We start from the raw sequence: 15,881 nt of genomic DNA, 5'->3' as shown, positions 1-15,881 counted from the left end.
TGCGCTCTTCAGGTATATTATTTATTTAAAGCTAATGTTTTGTTTTTAACAGCAGCAGAGTCTGCCTTTGTCGAATCTCCCTTTACTGAAGGAGCGGGAGCCAAAACAGGCATATTAAATTCTTTTCTCAAATCATCATTCAAGTATGGTTTTTGCTTAGCCAACCAATCTTTATATTCACTTTCACTTACCACCCTAACATCTTTTTGCATATTGTAGTGGCCACCACCACAAATTTTTGCACAATAGAAAAGAAATTTAAAAGTTGGGTCGTTAAGTTTTTCCTGCATCTGTTTAGTTGTTTCTGTAGGCGTAAACTCAAAAATAGTTTGCATACCTGGCACTGTATTCAACTGTACCCTAAATTGAGGCATATAAAAACTGTGAATTACATCTTTACTATTCAAGATTAATTTAATAGGCTTACCAACTGGAATAACCATTTCATCTGCCATTTGATCATCACGAGAATTTATATCTGTAAAATCAATACCTAGCAAATTTGATGTAGTAGTTAATTTATAATTCTTTTTACCAACAATTCCATCAGCTCCTGGATAACGAATCGACCACTTAAACTGCTCAGAAGTTACCTCGATTTGGATGGGTTTATTATTTGGATCCACTGTTTTGTAAAAAATAGAACGCCACGTTAAAAAGCCCATTAAAACCAAAATAGTTAAAACTAAAGCCGGTACAATTGTCCAAATTTTCTCGATTGTATTATTATGCGGGTAATAGTAAGCTTTACGCTTAGGCGAATATTTATAAATGTATGCGAAACCGAATAATAAGATATGCGTTATCACCATTACAATTGTGGTAAGAATCAACGTAATGTTAAACATTGTATCGATACGTTTCCCGTGCTCTGATGAAGCCGCTGGCAAAATCATCGCTCCATGAACTGTGTATTCCCAATATAACGCATACAAACCAATTATCAGGGCAAACGCAAACAGCATAGCATTTATCTTATCCCAATTTATACCTAAGGTTTTCCCTTGTGCTTCTTGGCTCAATTCATAAACCTTTAAGGCCCTGCCAATAATGCTTATGAATAAACAAACGGCTAAAAAAATCAGCCCGTAAAATATTACTGATTTGTAAACCTCGCCCATATCCACAGGCTTTGGACCCGCCGGCATTGCCGCTGCTGCTGCACTTTGTGCAAATGCGCTAGTGTTCGCAAAAACAATTAGTAAAACTGCTAATGCTGCGGTCGTCTTATTCGTGATAAACTTTTTTAAACTCATTTCTTTAAAAGTAGTACGTTGTACTTCTACAATAATAATTAAATATTTGCCCTTAAAAAATCACCTATTAAAGTTGATGATGCAAACTTTCTTGCAATAATGGATGATTTTTAGCGATAAGTGACTTTTTACTAAGTGCTGTTAATACCGTGAAGGTAAACAATCCTACAAATCCTACAGCAGTACCTATCTCAATAACACCAAATCCATTTTCTCCTGCTTGCACAGCTCCTGGCATAATCATTTGGTAATAATCAACCCAATGCCCAACTAAAACGATGATACAAACAATTAGCAATTTCGAATCGCCTCTTTTATTATCTCTATCCATTAGCAACAATACTGGTGCTAAGAAATTCATTAATAAATTTAAGAAAAACCAAAACTTGTAATATTCGAATCTCTTCGCAAAATATACGGTTTCTTCAGGAATGTTTGCATAATAGATTAATAAAAACTGTGCAAACCAAACATAAGTCCAGAATATGGAGAAACCAAATATAAACTGGCCTAAGTTATGAAGATGACTATCGTTTACCCATTTCATATACCCTGCTCTTCTCAATAAGATAAGCATTACCGCGATAATGGCTAAGCTGCTTACCCACATTGCCGCAAAGTTATACCAACCAAACATTGTAGAAAACCAATGCGCTTCTAAAGACATCACCGCATCAAAAGCAAATATTGGCGTTGTAAAACCATAAATTACTAAGAAAACACAAGCAATTTTAAAACTTCTCCTGTGCGAATTCAATCCACCGGCTAAATCTTCATTGTAAGAAAGTTTAGCAAACATCATCGAAAAGATGCTGTATAAACCCAAAAACAACACCATACGACCCATAAAGAATGGTACGTTTAAAAAGGCTGATTTGTTAGCGATAATCGAATCATAATTCGGACTTTTTATATCTGTAATGCCATCTGCATGCCAGTGATGATATAAATTGTGAGAATAAAGACCGGCTGAAATAATAACGATAAGTATTATTGAAGCAATAGGCAAGGTTTTTGCCATCGCTTGCGGTACTCTAAGAATTGATGCTGACCAACCTGCCTGTGCAACATACTGAATGGCTAGGAAAAATGTACCTGACATACAAACGCATGCAAAGTAGTAGGCCATAAGTAACAAGTTAGCAAAAGTACGCTCGTGAAGACCACTTAGAAAGCCATAAGCGATAGCGGCGACACCCAAAACGATGCCTACAATGCTTAAAGTTTTTGCTTTACCAGTAAACTCAAACTGTTCACTAAAATTAATATTGTGAGTTCCCATTTATATTATGCTTTACTATTGTCCTTTTTGTAATTCTTGTACATACATCACTACTTTCCAACGATCTGTTGGTGTAATTTGCGAGGCATGCGAACCCATGTTATTTAATCCGTAAGTTATAGTGTGGTAAATTTTACCTGCAGTAAGATCTTTCATGTTACCACCTCTAGATGAACTACCTTCGTGGTACGACGGCACTCCACTAAATTTCTCTATCTGCACCAGATGACCTTGACCATTTCCTTTATCACCATGGCAAGGGCTACAAAACACAGTATATAAATGCTTGCCTTCTGCCAAATTCGTTGTATCAACAGGTAATGGATTAACCATTGTTGCACCTGCAGCTACATAACCCTCTTGGTTATTAGGAAATTCATCATATTCTTTAAAACCTACTGGCTTTGTGTTTGCTGGTGGCGTTTGAGCTGCCTGTCCTTTAAAACTAGATAAATATTTATTAGTCGTATCAACCGGTTGATCAGGATTTAAAGCAATCGGATCATACATATTCCTTGCATATTCTAAGCCTGTACTGCGTTTATCTTTACAAGCCGAAAACGTAGCCACAAATGCAAAAGCTACAAACACGGCATAAACAAATTTATTCTTATTCATAGCTAATGTACTTCCTTTCATTATATTTTACTTCTAAAGCACCAGCACCTTTTAACAGACTGTCAATTTCTAGGTGTGCTACATTTTCTTTAGCATCAATTGCAATTACAAAACGATCGTTTGTAGCTCGTAAATCCATTACTCTCGGCGCTCTGCCCGGAAATAAATGTGTTGATGCGTAATAAGTTAAAACCATCCCGAAAGCACAGAACAACACTGTAAGTTCGAACATAATTGGAATAAAATCTGGAAATGCGAACGATGGCTTACCACCAATATTTACTTTCCAATCAATTACTGCACAGAAATAAATTAAAGCAAAGGCCGCGCATGTTCCTGTAATGCCAAAGCAGAAAGCAGCGATATCAATTCTTGACCTTTTAATGCCCAATTTGGCTTCTATTCCGTGTATTGGCATTGGTGTATATACATCAAAAATACTGATGTTATTTTCCTGAAGTTTATCAATGCCATGCATCATTTCATCAGGATCGCCAAAACTGCCTAAAATATATTTAATATTACTCATTGTTATAGTTTTGCGTAATCTTCTTGTTTAACACTATCGAATTTCTCTAAAGATTCAATGTACTCAGCCACATATTCTTTGTTTTCGTGTCCAGATTTAATCTGTTGCATCTTAGCCTGCTCACTCGAAGTCTTTAATAATAATTTAACCTCTGCAATTGCAATAGAAGGTAAAACCCTTAAGAATAATAAGAATAAGGTAAAGAAAAGGCCAATTGAACCTACGAATACACTTACATCTACCCAAGTAGGATAAAACATTGCCCAACTTGAAGGTAAATAATCTCTGTGTAATGAAAGTACGATAATAACGAAACGCTCGAACCACATACCAATGTTCACTACTATAGATAGACACCAAGACAGACGGATATTCGTTCTAATCTTTTTAAACCACATTAATTGGGTCATTAGCACGTTACAACCGTACATCATACAGCCTGCCCACCAATAAGGACCTATAAATCTGTTTAAGAAAGTATATTGCTCATATTCTGAACCAGAATACCATGCAATGAAGAATTCAGTTAAATAAGCTACACCTACAATCGACCCCGTTAAAAGGATGATCTTATTCATCGATTCTATATGAAACATGGTGATGTAATTCTCTAAACCTAAAACTTTTCTAGCTACCAATAATAATGTTTGTACCATTGCGAAACCAGAGAAGATTGCTCCAGCCACAAAGTAAGGAGGGAAGATTGTAGTGTGCCATCCTGGAATTACTGATGTTGCAAAGTCCATAGATACAATAGTGTGTACCGATAATACTAATGGCGTTGCAATACCTGCTAAAATTAAAGATACAGCTTCGAAACGTTGCCAAGTCTTAACACTACCTGTCCAACCGAAAGAGAAGATCGTATAAATTTTCTTGCGCATTCCAGTTGCTCTATCGCGAATTGTTGCAATATCTGGCAATAAACCTGTGTACCAGAATAGTAACGATACCGAGAAATAAGTCGAGATTGCAAACATATCCCAAACCAATGGAGAGTTAAAGTTTACCCAAAGTGATCCAAATTGATTTGGCAATGGTAAAACCCAATATGCTAACCAAGGGCGACCCATGTGAGAAACAACGTAAGTAGCTGCACAAATTACAGCAAAAATTGTCATTGCTTCTGCAGAGCGGTTAATTGAGTTACGCCAATTTTGACGGAAGAGCAATAGTACTGCTGAAATTAATGTTCCAGCGTGACCGATACCTACCCACCAAACGAAACCCGTAATGTCCCACGCCCATCCAACTGTTTTATTTAATCCCCAAGCCCCAATACCTGTCCAAAAAGTATAGCTTACCGCACATACCCAAAGTAAAGCACCTAATGAGGCAAAAGTGAAACCAATCCACCAAGCTTTGTTTGGCTTGTTTTCTACTGGGCCCAAAATATCATCCGTAATTTTTGCATACGTAATGTTATCGCCCGTAATTAATGGTTCTCTAAGTATTGATTCGTTATGTCCTGACATAATTTATTATCTATTCTTAATACTAAGCTTCTGCTGCTTGTATGGTTGTATCTATGTTTCTAATTTTTGTCATGTAGCCAATACCTGGTTTAACATTGATTTCTTCTAACACGTAATAAATACGTTCAGATTTTAAAGCAATGGAAACTTCAGATTTAGGATCGTTTGAATCACCAAATATGATAGCATTTGCTGGGCAAGCTTGTTGACAAGCCATTGTGATATCCCCATCTTTCAATGGGCGTTTTTCAATTTTAGCTTTTAATTTCCCTGCTTGGATACGCTGAATACACATTGAACATTTCTCCATTACTCCACGAGAACGTGTTGTAACATCAGGATTAAGTACCAATTGGGTAAACTCGTTATTTAAGTAGTTATCGAAACGAGAATCGTTCCAGTAATTGAACCAGTTGAAACGGCGAACTTTATACGGACAGTTATTTGCACAATATCTTGTACCTACACAACGGTTATAAGCCATGTGGTTTAAACCATCTGATGAGTGAACGGTAGCCAAAACAGGACAAACAGTTTCGCAAGGTGCATGATCACAATGTTGACATAACATTGGCTGATACACAACAGAAACGTTATCGAAATTTTCTAAGTGATCAATCTGTCTCTCTTTTGTAACCTCTTTTCCGTTATCGTCATAACTGTAATAACGATCGATACGGATCCAGTGCATTTCACGGCGGCGACGAACTTCGTCTCTACCAACAACTGGCACATTATTTTCTACGTTACAAGCTACCACACAAGCACCACATCCGGTACAAGCATTTAAATCGATAGCCATAACCCAGTTATTACCTAACTTAACATAATCAGGCCAAAGGTCATTCTCTGCGTATTCTTTTTTCTTCTCTTCACTGTTTCCAGTTCCGGCCGCAGGATTTTTTAAATAATCCTTAAAGGAAGCTTCGCGGATAATATTACGTCCTTCAATTGAATGATGCGTTTGAGTTTGTGCAAGTTCATGGTGACCACCAGTAGCTGTTATCGTAACTGTACCCGCATATTGCAACGTACCATTTACAAAACTCGCTAACGGATATGCATTCTGACCTACGCTATTGCCTGCTTTACCAGCCTTTGTACGTCCATAACCTACAGCTATTGATGCTGTTCCTTGTGCCTGACCCGGTTGAATTAAAACCGGTAAATCAATTGAGTAACCATTTGATCCTTTAACATTAACAACATCAAATTCTGATACTTTTAAAGACTCAGCTGTTTTGTGAGATAGTGCAACGTAATTGTCCCAAGTTACTTTGGTAACCGGATCTGGCAATTCTTGCATAAATGCGTTATTGCCATGCTTACCATCACGTATGCCTATACTTTCGTATAACTGAACTTGAATATCTTTATTTAATGCTTTACTATTATTTAAAATGGTAGTTGTTACGCTATCTAAAGCTAAACTAAAGTTATAAGCAACAGCAGTTTTTGCAGGTAAATTAACAATACCTTTTTCCAAAACATCTTCCCAAGTTAGGCTTAACGAAGGTAAAACCTTAGCTTCCCAAGCACTGCGAACATATTTATAATACGATTTTTCTGGTGCATCAGCCCATGTTAACAAGCTCTCTTCAGCCTGACGACTGTTGAAAACCGGATTAATTGTTGGCTGAACGATGGAGATAGTACCTTCGTAAGCACTAGCATCACCCCAAGATTCTAAATAGTTATGGTCGATTGCAATTGCATCACATAGTGATGCCGTTTCATCTGAACGATCTGAAAACGAAATTTTTGAAGGCACTTTTGCTAATGCATCTGTAAATTTCTTAGTATCGATAGAATCGTAAACCGGGTTGCTATTTAAAAATAACACTGCACCAACTTCCCCACGATTCATTTCGGCAATTAACTCAGCAAATTCTGCATCGTTTCCACCGAATAAATTACATGGATTATCTAAATCGATTGTTGACCCGTAACTTCCTATTGCAACATTTATAGCGTTTACTAAAATTTGAGTAGAAACATCGTTAGAACCACAAACTACAAGGCCTTTACCTTTACTTTGCGTCAGTTCTTTTGCAGCTAATTTAATAACCTTATCGGCCATTGCATTACTACCCAATGTACCACCAGCTAAAGACTGACCAGTAATTGCGTTGTATAATGCGATTAAAGCAGGTCCTTCTTCTGATAATTTTATTGGCACGCGTGTATCTGCGTTAGTACCTGTTACGCTCATTCCACTTTCAAATTGAATGTGGCGACTCATTTTCTTATTTTCTAACGATTTATAGTTACGATTAGAAGTATATTGAGAAATGAACGATTCTCCATTAATCCAAGTTCCTAAGAAATCAGCTCCGAAACTTAAAATAAAATCAGCCTTATCAAAATTGTATTTAGGTAATACTGCTTTACCAAAGCTATTTTTATTTGCTTGAATAATACCAGTGTAAGAAACGGCATCATACTGCACCAATTTAGCTGCTGGATATTTTACAATAAAATCTGCAATTACTGCTTTAGTAGAAGGGCTATTTATCGTAGAAGAAACAATGGCAATTTTTTTGCCCGAGCTTTGCGCACTTGTTAAAGCTTGCTTAACAAAAGCATCAACCTTTGCCCAAGTTGTTTCTTCGTTTTTAAGAACAGGTGATCTTAATTTAGAAACATCGTATAAATCCAATACCGAAGCTTGAGTTCTTGCATCAGTACCTCTATTAAACGCACCTGCATTAGGATTTACCTCAATTTTAATTGGCCTACCCTCTCTAGTTTTAACCAAAATACTCTGGCCGTTATAGCTAGAAGTATAATAATTAGGAATCCCTGGTGTAACCTCTTCAGGTTTTATCAGGTAAGGGATTGATTTATGAATAGGTGCAGTTTGACATGCTGCTAACGTTACAGCACCTAAGCCAAAACCTAACGCCTTTAAAAAGTCGCGGCGTGGAGTTACGGTACTTAACCCTGCTTCATTTAAAACATCTTCTATTGGAAGTGGCTCGGCGAATTCGTTTTTGCTGTTTTCAACAAAATCGGGGGTATTTTTATACTCCTCTAGGCCTTTCCAGTATTTTTTGTTGCTTTCCATTTAAGCTATATTACTGTTTATCGAACGTTCTTAAAAAATTCTAATCTATTAATAGTGGCACTTACCACACTCTAAACCACCCAATAAAGCTGGGGTAATTTTTTCTCCTTTTTTGATTTTCTCGTGTGCTTCAATCACTTTAGTGTAGAAAGCATTGTCTTTCTGTCCTGAGATATCAGTTTCTTTATGGCAGTTGATACACCATTTCATGGTTAGCGGAGAATATTGATAAATTTCTTCCATTGTATTAACCGGACCATGACAAGCATAACAAACTGGTTCGTTTGGCTGCAAGCCTTTAGCCTTACGAATCGCATCTGCAGCTACAACAACGTGTTGCGAGTGATTAAAGTAGGCAAAATCTGGCAAGTTGTGCACACGCACCCACTCCATTGGCTTTTGCTGATTTGGATCGTATTTCTGAGTTTCAGGATCGTAACCCAATGCATTGTAAATCTTTTGAATTTCTGGAGAAATTTGACCATCATATTTATCTCTTGCCTGAACTGCTTTATGGCAATTCATACAAACATTTAATGATGGAATTGTAGCATTTTTCGATTTGAAAGCACCATTGTGGCAATATTGACAATCGATTTGGTTTATACCAGCATGAAGCTCGTGTGAAAACTTAATCGGCTGAACAGGTTGGTAACCTGTGTGTACACCTGTATTCCACATGCCCATCCATCCCCAAGAACCTAAAGCAATTGCAATACATAAAACAAAGAACAATACAAATTTCTTGTTGCGGAACATTTTACGAACACCCACGCTAAGTGGCATATCATCTTCTGTTTCTATACCTTGTTTTTGTAAGATTAAACGCTCTAACAATTTACCAGCACGAGCCAAAATAACTAATATTACGATGGCAACTAAAATGATACCAATAATACCAGCTATAGATAAACCAGAAACGGTATCATCTTGTACAGGCGCAGCTCCGCCGGCAGCAGCAACTGGTTTAGGCTCGCCTTCTTTGATGTATGCTAAAATACTTTTAACCTTTCCTTCGTCCAATTCAGGAAACGAAGTCATGGCAATTTTACCATTCTCGTTGTAAAGTTTAACAGCCGCAGGATCTCCTGAAGCAACCAGCCCTTGCGAATTTGGAATCCATTTTAATAGGAAGGCCTCAGGGTGACGATCGCTCACGCCAGTTAATGCCGGACCAATCAATTTTGCATCCAATGCGTGGCATGATGAACATTTAGCCTTGAAAAGCGTTCTACCTTCTTTAGCATCCTGCGCACTAACGGTAGAAACCGCCAATACAGAAATTGCTGTAAAAAGGAATAACGAATTCCGAACACTTTTTAAAATCATCGAGATATCTCTCATAATGAACACTTTATACTTATTTAAATTACTTTATATCATTAATTGATGGTTAAACCTTAGTCCTTCCACCAAAACGTTAACAAAAGTATAACTTATTAATAAATCCGCTGACAAAATAGTGACTTCAATTACAATTTATAATCATTCTAAACAAATGTGTTTAAAGTCACAAAAACCTACATTATGACACCAACAAGGGAATTCTACTTTTATGCTGATATTTTTTTTTAGACTTTTATTTTAAGTGAAAATCATTTATTGTTTTAAAATCCACGCAAACATTAGCGGAGCAACAATTGTAGCATCACTTTCTACAATAAACTTTGGCGTGTTAATATCCAATTTACCCCAAGTAATTTTCTCATTTGGCACCGCGCCAGAGTATGAGCCATACGAAGTTGTAGAATCTGATATCTGACAGAAGTAACTCCAGAACGGAATGTTTTCCATTTCCATATCCTGATATAGCATTGGTACTACACAAATTGGAAAATCGCCGGCAATACCGCCGCCAATTTGGAAAAAACCAATCCCTTTACCAGCACTGTTTGCAATGTACCAATCTGCCAACCAGCCCATATATTCAATACCGCCCTTAACTGTAGTCGCGGTTAATTCTTTTTTCATCACATAAGATGCAAAAATATTACCCATTGTAGAGTCTTCCCATCCTGGCACAACAATTGGCAAATTCTTTTCTGCAGCTGCAAGCATCCAAGAATTTTTCGGATCAATTTCATAATACTGTTCCAAATCTCCACTCAAAAGCATTTTATACATAAACTCATGCGGAAAATAGCGTTCGCCCGCAGCTTCGGCATCCATCCATATTTTCTGTATGTGTTTTTGTAAACGGCGAAAAGCCTCCTCTTCAGGAATACAGGTATCGGTAACACGATTGTAATGGTTTTCTAATAAATCCCATTCATCCTGCGGACTCAAATCGCGGTAATTTGGCACACGCTTGTAGTGAGAATGTGCAACCAAATTCATAATGTCTTCTTCTAAATTTGCACCTGTACAAGAAATGATAGAAACTTTATCTTGACGAATCATTTCTGCTAATGAAATCCCTAACTCGGCGGTACTCATTGCCCCAGCAAGGGTAATCATCATTTTTCCGCCTTCATCTAAATGTGTTTCGTAACCTTTAGCTGCATCCATCATCGCTGCTGCATTAAAATGGAGGTAATTACGCTCCATAAATTGAGATATTGGTCCTCTAGTATTGCTCATGCTTTATTGTATAATTTGTGGCAAAAATACCATTATTTGCGCAATAGAAAAATTGTTCGGCTAGCAAATTCGATAAGGAACGATATAATTGAATTATTTGGGCGTTCGGGCGGGCTTTACGTTACCTGCCTACCGCAGGCAGGCAATCTTTTTGTACTGAAAAAGTACAAAAAGGATTTTCACTTCAATCCTTAACGCAAAACCTAAAGCCTATACAACTATAAAGCAAAAATCCTTTTCTTTGCACTATGAAAAAATTATGCGCACTTGTTTTTTTAATACTTATTTCTCTATCAGGCGCTGCCCAAATGAAGCTAATTAAAAAGTTGTTATCAAACGAAAAAGATACCTTACGCAAAGCAAGTTTTTTACCCATCCCCTCTTTTGGATATGCACAAGAAACTGGCCTTCAATTTGGAGTTGGTGCTATTTTAGGTTTCTATGCTGATCGGCTAGACACTACAAACCGTCCATCATCTGTTACTTTAAACCTTAATTACTCTACTAAAAAAGCGTATAATTTAAGTTCGTTTATTGATGTTTGGGGCAAAGGAAATAAATTGCATTACCAAGGTGAATTTCGCTTCAAAAAACTACCTTTTAACTTCTACGGTATCGGAAACAATACCCACGAAAAAGATGAAGACAAACTGGTGCAGCAACAATTTAAGGTTTTATTACAAACCGAAAAGCAATTATTGCCGAACGCTTACACGGGTTTTTCTTTAGGTTTTGAAAATTATAAATATACCGATTTGGTAGCCGACGGTATTTTTAGTAAAAATCAATATTACAACAACAATACCGGAAGCGTTTTATATTTGGGCATTTCGCAAAGTTACGATAGCCGAAATAATAATAATTACACCACCAAAGGATTTTTTATTAGAGGAACTTACCAATACGCGCCATCAATTTTTAAATCAAGTGATTTTACTGGTAGTCAATTTAAAATTGATACCCGTAATTTTTGGAAGCTAAATGCACAATTTGCATTTGGTGTGCAAGGTTTATATAACTCGGTTATAGGGAAAAACACACCCGTTTACTTACTCCCACAAATGGGTAATGATGAGATGATGCGTGGCTATTACGGCGGTAGATATAGAGATAAGCATTTACTCGCTTTTCAAGCTGAATTAAGGTATCGCTTAAGTAGTAGATTTGGCGCTACTGCATTTGGTGGCACAGGAACAGTTTGGGGAGTTGATGATTTTTCTGCAAAAACTTTTAAACCAAATTATGGTGCTGGTTTAAGGTATTTCTTCGATCCGGAGAAAGGAATAAGTGTACGTTTAGATTATGGTATTGGCGAGAAGAAAGTAAATGAAAAACGACAAAGTGGGTTTTACATCAGTATAGCTGAAGCTTTTTAAAAACAAAAACACATCTTTCATTATTAAAGAACAATATATTTCATTAGCAATGAATAATATCTTCCATTTAAAATAAAAGTATTACATTTGTGGTATCAGTATAAAAATATATGATATTACAAAGCCAATTAGCAGAGATATTGGATGCTCAGTATTTAACCTTTACAAATAAAAAACTTGGACAAAAGAGAGAGAAATTAGCAAAATTAAAGCTAGTAATTAACTTTGCATTGATTATAACAGGCGTAAGAAGGTGCGGAAAGACCACACTACTTTATCAGCTTTTAAATGAAAACCTAAGTCATGTACTTTTTCTAAATTTTGAAGATACGCGTTTGGTCAATTTTGAAAATGATGATTTTGTTAGACTTATTGCGGAAATAAAAGCCAGAAGCATCACAACTTTATTTTTTGATGAAATACAATTGATGCCAAATTGGGAACTATTTGTTAGGCAGTTATTGGATGATGATTACAAAGTTGTAATTACGGGCTCTAACGCTACGCTATTGAGTACAGAGTTGGGCACAAAACTTACTGGCAGGCATTTATCTACAGAATTATTTCCGTTTTCTTACCAAGAATTTTTAGCATTTAAAACCCTCGAAAACACGGCAGATAGCTTACAACTCTACCTAAAGCAGGGTGGTTTTCCAGAATATTTAAAAACTGGTGATGGCATGATACTTAACCAACTTTTAGATGATATTTTAAATAGAGATATTGCTGTTAGGTATAATGTGAGAGACGTATCTACTTTAAAAAAACTAGCAACTTATCTAATATCGAATATAGGGAAGCCAGTTTCGGGCAACAAGTTAAAAGAAGTATTTGGCATCAAATCTACCACCACCATTTTAGAGTACTTTTCTTACCTTGAAAACACTTACGTTATACAATTTGTATCCAAATTTAGTTATTCAATAAAAACCCAAATCCGTAATCCGAAAAAGGTTTACACGATAGATTTAGGCCTTTTTACCGAAAACTCTATCGTTTTTTCTGATGAAAATGGTAGGCGTTTAGAAAACTTAGTTTACCTATACTTAAGGACAAACTATAGCGAAATTTATTACTTCGCAGAGAAAAAAGAATGTGATTTTGTGGTTATGCAAAAGGGTAAAGTTGTAGAACTTTTGCAAGTTTGTTATGAACTAAACGCAGAGAATATGGAAAGAGAAATAGCTGGACTTACCGAAGCAATGGATTTTTTCGATTTAAAAGAAGCCAAAATAATAAGCTTTAATCAAAAAGAAATTTTTAATAAAGATGGAAAAATAATTAATGTTATACCAGCTAATGAGTTTATTGTAAGTTGAGAAACTATAATGCTAATAACCCAACAAAGAAAAAATGCCAAGTCGAATATTGACTTGGCAGAAGGACTTTTAAACTAAACTCTAAATATAATGCTATTTTACTCGATTGATTTTCAATAATTTACAGCTATTTACTGCTAGAAACATTTTCTATATCCTTTGCACTTAGCTTTTCTTCCTTTACCAGAAACGATAAAAGGCTTGCGGGAGAACTATCAAAATAGCCAGTAAACAACTTAGAAAAAGTAGTTTTTGCATACTGCTCTTTGCTTATGGCAGGAAAATATTCGTAGGTTTTTCCGTAAGCATTGTAGTTGACGTAACCTTTCTTTTCCAATAACCTAACTATTGATGAAATGGTATTGTAAGGTGGCTTTGTCTCTTCATCCAAAGCATCGATAATATCTTTAACAAAAGCTTTATTAAGTTTCCATAAAACTTGCATTATCCGCTCCTCAGTTTTTGTTAATTCTCCCATAAACCAAATGCATAACTTATTTTTCAGTTTCACAACGTACATTTACGTTATACAACTTAAAAAACAGTCCATAAATCACAAATTACTGATAGTCAATTAATTAATTATTTTACAAGGTAAACAATCGATATAGATTGGCGTAATAAACAAGAATAAGTTGCTCAAATGAGCAGTTTCAATAGTTTACTTTGTTTTTAAACCCGATGGATGCGGAAAGTCACCATTTTTCATGGTGCTTGGAGAAACAGCCTTAGGCGGTCACCTAGTCGTGTGGCGCCAAATGACGGTTACATCTTGCGTCTTTCCCACGTAGGTGGGAATCTTAAAGCAATAAACAGGCTTTTCTTTCGCATTAAGATTCCCGTTCTCACGGGAATGACGGTAGCCTTAAGAAATACTGCGAGTAATGACCTATTTACTCAACCCTGCCAGTGCATTTATCGTGAGCGCCACAATTACGGTATTAAAAATAAAAGAGATTAAACTATGCACTAGGTTAAGCCTTCTTATTCGTCGAGAAGATATGTCGACGTCAGATACTTGAAAAGTCATCCCGATTACGAACGAAAAGTAAGCAAAATCAATAAAATCAGGATCTTCATCACCGGGGAAGTTTAATCCCCCTCCTTTACTGCTTTTTTTGCCTGCATCGCCATAATACAAATGCGCATAACGCATCGTAAATGTAGTATGAACTAAAAACCAAGATAAAAACATACCAGAAATTGCGATGATTAAATCGGCTGGTTGAATATTCTTATTGATTAAAAGTAGAATTACAACCAATAAACCTGCAAATGTAGAGATAACGACTACTGCGAATATTTCACTTTTAGTTTCATCTTGAACCTGTGCTTTAGCATGAATTTGTGCAATAGAAGTATGGAAAAACAAATACCAATGCAGACAGATTAACGTTAAGCAGAAAGCGTCCCAACCGAACATAATGTGCGTTAGCGTAGCCATATTAATTAACAGCGAAGCTAAATATGCCATTACGCCCGTAATTACACTTAACAATAAGATGTGCAAAGCCGAGAATTTTAATAGGCTTTTTGGTTTTAGGTTCATTATAATCAAATTTTAAGCTTAAAGTGTTCTTTAACCTGTCCTTTTTTAAAAAAAACCAAGCCAATCCAAAATAAATCGATTGTAATGGTAACATCAGGATGGTTTTTTATTTTATTCCAAGCTTCTTTCATGCCTTTGCTCCAGTAAATATCATCAAAAATAAGCAATGTATTTTCTGTAACTTTAGGTAAACAAAGTTTAAAATAATTCAGCGTAGCATCTTTGCGATGATTTCCATCAATGTAAACGAAGTCGAGTTCTTTTTGATCTTGTAGCACCTGCGGAAATATTTCATCGAAATTACCTACATGAAGTTCGATATTATCCAACTCCAAATCTTTAAAATTTTGGTAGGCAACTTTTGCCGTTTCAGGACAACCTTCTATTGTAATAATATCTCCATCGGGAGCAGAAAGAGATAAATACGCTGTTGTTATACCTAAACAAGTACCTAATTCGAGACAGGTTTTCGGTGATGTACTTTTTGCAAAACGATAAATCAATTGTGCCAATCGAGGAGATTTCAATGCATTTTTTGCAATTGCACTTATCTTTTTCGTTTTATTTTTATTGAGGTGAGATCCTGCACCAAGATCAGTAATCGCAATAACGGAATCGTCATTGTAAAGTTTTTTTCGCTGATTCTCGATTTTTTTATATTCTTTTTTATCATTAAAATCGTAAATTACTTCGTCGGCTAACTTATACACAAATGGCGAATGCGTTCCGTGGCGGGTTTTAGCTGTAAAACGATGTTTTAAATAATCTATAGCGAATTGTAATAACATAATAAAACAAAAGTAGTTTAATCACCTTAATTGATGTACATT

The 15,881-nt window shown here is 36.0% G+C and carries 13 protein-coding genes; 2 read left to right on the top strand and 11 right to left on the bottom strand.

Annotated elements, in window-relative coordinates:
- Nucleotides 1-17: 17 nt before the first annotated feature.
- The 8 genes from EZJ43_RS02665 to EZJ43_RS02630 all read right to left on the bottom strand — a co-directional run bounded on the left by EZJ43_RS02665 (nucleotide 18) and on the right by EZJ43_RS02630 (nucleotide 10,807).
- A complete protein-coding gene (locus EZJ43_RS02665) occupies nucleotides 18-1,256 on the bottom strand; it encodes a cytochrome c oxidase subunit II (RefSeq protein WP_133261107.1) in 1,239 nt (412 codons plus the stop codon).
- Between the two features lie 67 nt (nucleotides 1,257-1,323).
- A complete protein-coding gene (locus tag EZJ43_RS02660; protein ID WP_133261106.1) occupies nucleotides 1,324-2,538 on the bottom strand; it encodes a quinol:cytochrome C oxidoreductase in 1,215 nt (404 codons plus the stop codon).
- Nucleotides 2,539-2,553: 15 nt separating this feature from the next.
- A complete protein-coding gene (locus EZJ43_RS02655; protein WP_133261105.1) occupies nucleotides 2,554-3,177 on the bottom strand; it encodes a c-type cytochrome in 624 nt (207 codons plus the stop codon).
- A complete protein-coding gene (locus tag EZJ43_RS02650; RefSeq protein WP_133261104.1) occupies nucleotides 3,149-3,685 on the bottom strand; it encodes a DUF3341 domain-containing protein in 537 nt (178 codons plus the stop codon). The genes EZJ43_RS02655 and EZJ43_RS02650 overlap by 29 nt, the downstream gene beginning before the upstream one ends.
- Before the next feature lie 2 nt (nucleotides 3,686-3,687).
- Nucleotides 3,688-5,160, bottom strand: a complete 1,473-nt coding sequence (gene nrfD / locus EZJ43_RS02645; protein WP_133261103.1) for an NrfD/PsrC family molybdoenzyme membrane anchor subunit — start codon at nucleotides 5,158-5,160, stop codon at nucleotides 3,688-3,690.
- Between the two features lie 22 nt (nucleotides 5,161-5,182).
- Nucleotides 5,183-8,227 (bottom strand): TAT-variant-translocated molybdopterin oxidoreductase, encoded by a 3,045-nt coding sequence (locus EZJ43_RS02640; RefSeq protein WP_133261102.1) that lies wholly within the window; start codon nucleotides 8,225-8,227, stop codon nucleotides 5,183-5,185.
- 48 nt (nucleotides 8,228-8,275) lie between these two features.
- A complete protein-coding gene (locus tag EZJ43_RS02635) occupies nucleotides 8,276-9,571 on the bottom strand; it encodes a c-type cytochrome (RefSeq protein WP_133261101.1) in 1,296 nt (431 codons plus the stop codon).
- Between the two features lie 255 nt (nucleotides 9,572-9,826).
- On the bottom strand, nucleotides 9,827-10,807 hold the full coding sequence (locus EZJ43_RS02630; RefSeq protein WP_133261100.1) for a deoxyhypusine synthase family protein: 981 nt from the start codon (nucleotides 10,805-10,807) through the stop codon (nucleotides 9,827-9,829).
- A gap of 248 nt (nucleotides 10,808-11,055) precedes the next feature.
- On the opposite strand from EZJ43_RS02630, the gene EZJ43_RS02625 reads away from it, so the two are divergent.
- Together EZJ43_RS02625 and EZJ43_RS02620 are read left to right on the top strand one after the other, a co-directional pair.
- Nucleotides 11,056-12,183, top strand: a complete 1,128-nt coding sequence (locus tag EZJ43_RS02625) for a BamA/TamA family outer membrane protein (RefSeq protein WP_133261099.1) — start codon at nucleotides 11,056-11,058, stop codon at nucleotides 12,181-12,183.
- A gap of 110 nt (nucleotides 12,184-12,293) precedes the next feature.
- Nucleotides 12,294-13,502, top strand: coding sequence for an ATP-binding protein (locus EZJ43_RS02620; protein WP_133261098.1), 1,209 nt, complete (start codon nucleotides 12,294-12,296; stop codon nucleotides 13,500-13,502).
- Nucleotides 13,503-13,629: 127 nt separating this feature from the next.
- Here the strand turns inward: EZJ43_RS02620 and EZJ43_RS02615 are convergent, their stop codons facing one another.
- The 3 genes from EZJ43_RS02615 to EZJ43_RS02605 all read right to left on the bottom strand — a co-directional run bounded on the left by EZJ43_RS02615 (nucleotide 13,630) and on the right by EZJ43_RS02605 (nucleotide 15,839).
- Nucleotides 13,630-13,980, bottom strand: a complete 351-nt coding sequence (locus tag EZJ43_RS02615) for a BlaI/MecI/CopY family transcriptional regulator (RefSeq protein ID WP_133261097.1) — start codon at nucleotides 13,978-13,980, stop codon at nucleotides 13,630-13,632.
- A 411-nt stretch (nucleotides 13,981-14,391) separates the two neighbouring features.
- Nucleotides 14,392-15,051 carry a DUF1345 domain-containing protein gene (locus tag EZJ43_RS02610; protein ID WP_133261096.1) on the bottom strand — a complete coding sequence of 220 codons (660 nt, stop codon included), beginning with the start codon at nucleotides 15,049-15,051 and terminating at the stop codon, nucleotides 14,392-14,394.
- 5 nt (nucleotides 15,052-15,056) lie between these two features.
- Nucleotides 15,057-15,839, bottom strand: coding sequence for an O-methyltransferase (locus EZJ43_RS02605; RefSeq protein ID WP_133261095.1), 783 nt, complete (start codon nucleotides 15,837-15,839; stop codon nucleotides 15,057-15,059).
- Nucleotides 15,840-15,881: the final 42 nt, after the last annotated feature.

Origin of the sequence: Pedobacter changchengzhani, from assembly GCF_004354365.1 — a bacterium.
In the GTDB taxonomy this organism is placed as follows: Bacteria; Bacteroidota; Bacteroidia; order Sphingobacteriales; family Sphingobacteriaceae; genus Pedobacter; species Pedobacter changchengzhani.
Note: the sequence above shows the minus strand (reverse complement) of the source record. Positions and strands in the feature narration are given on the sequence as shown.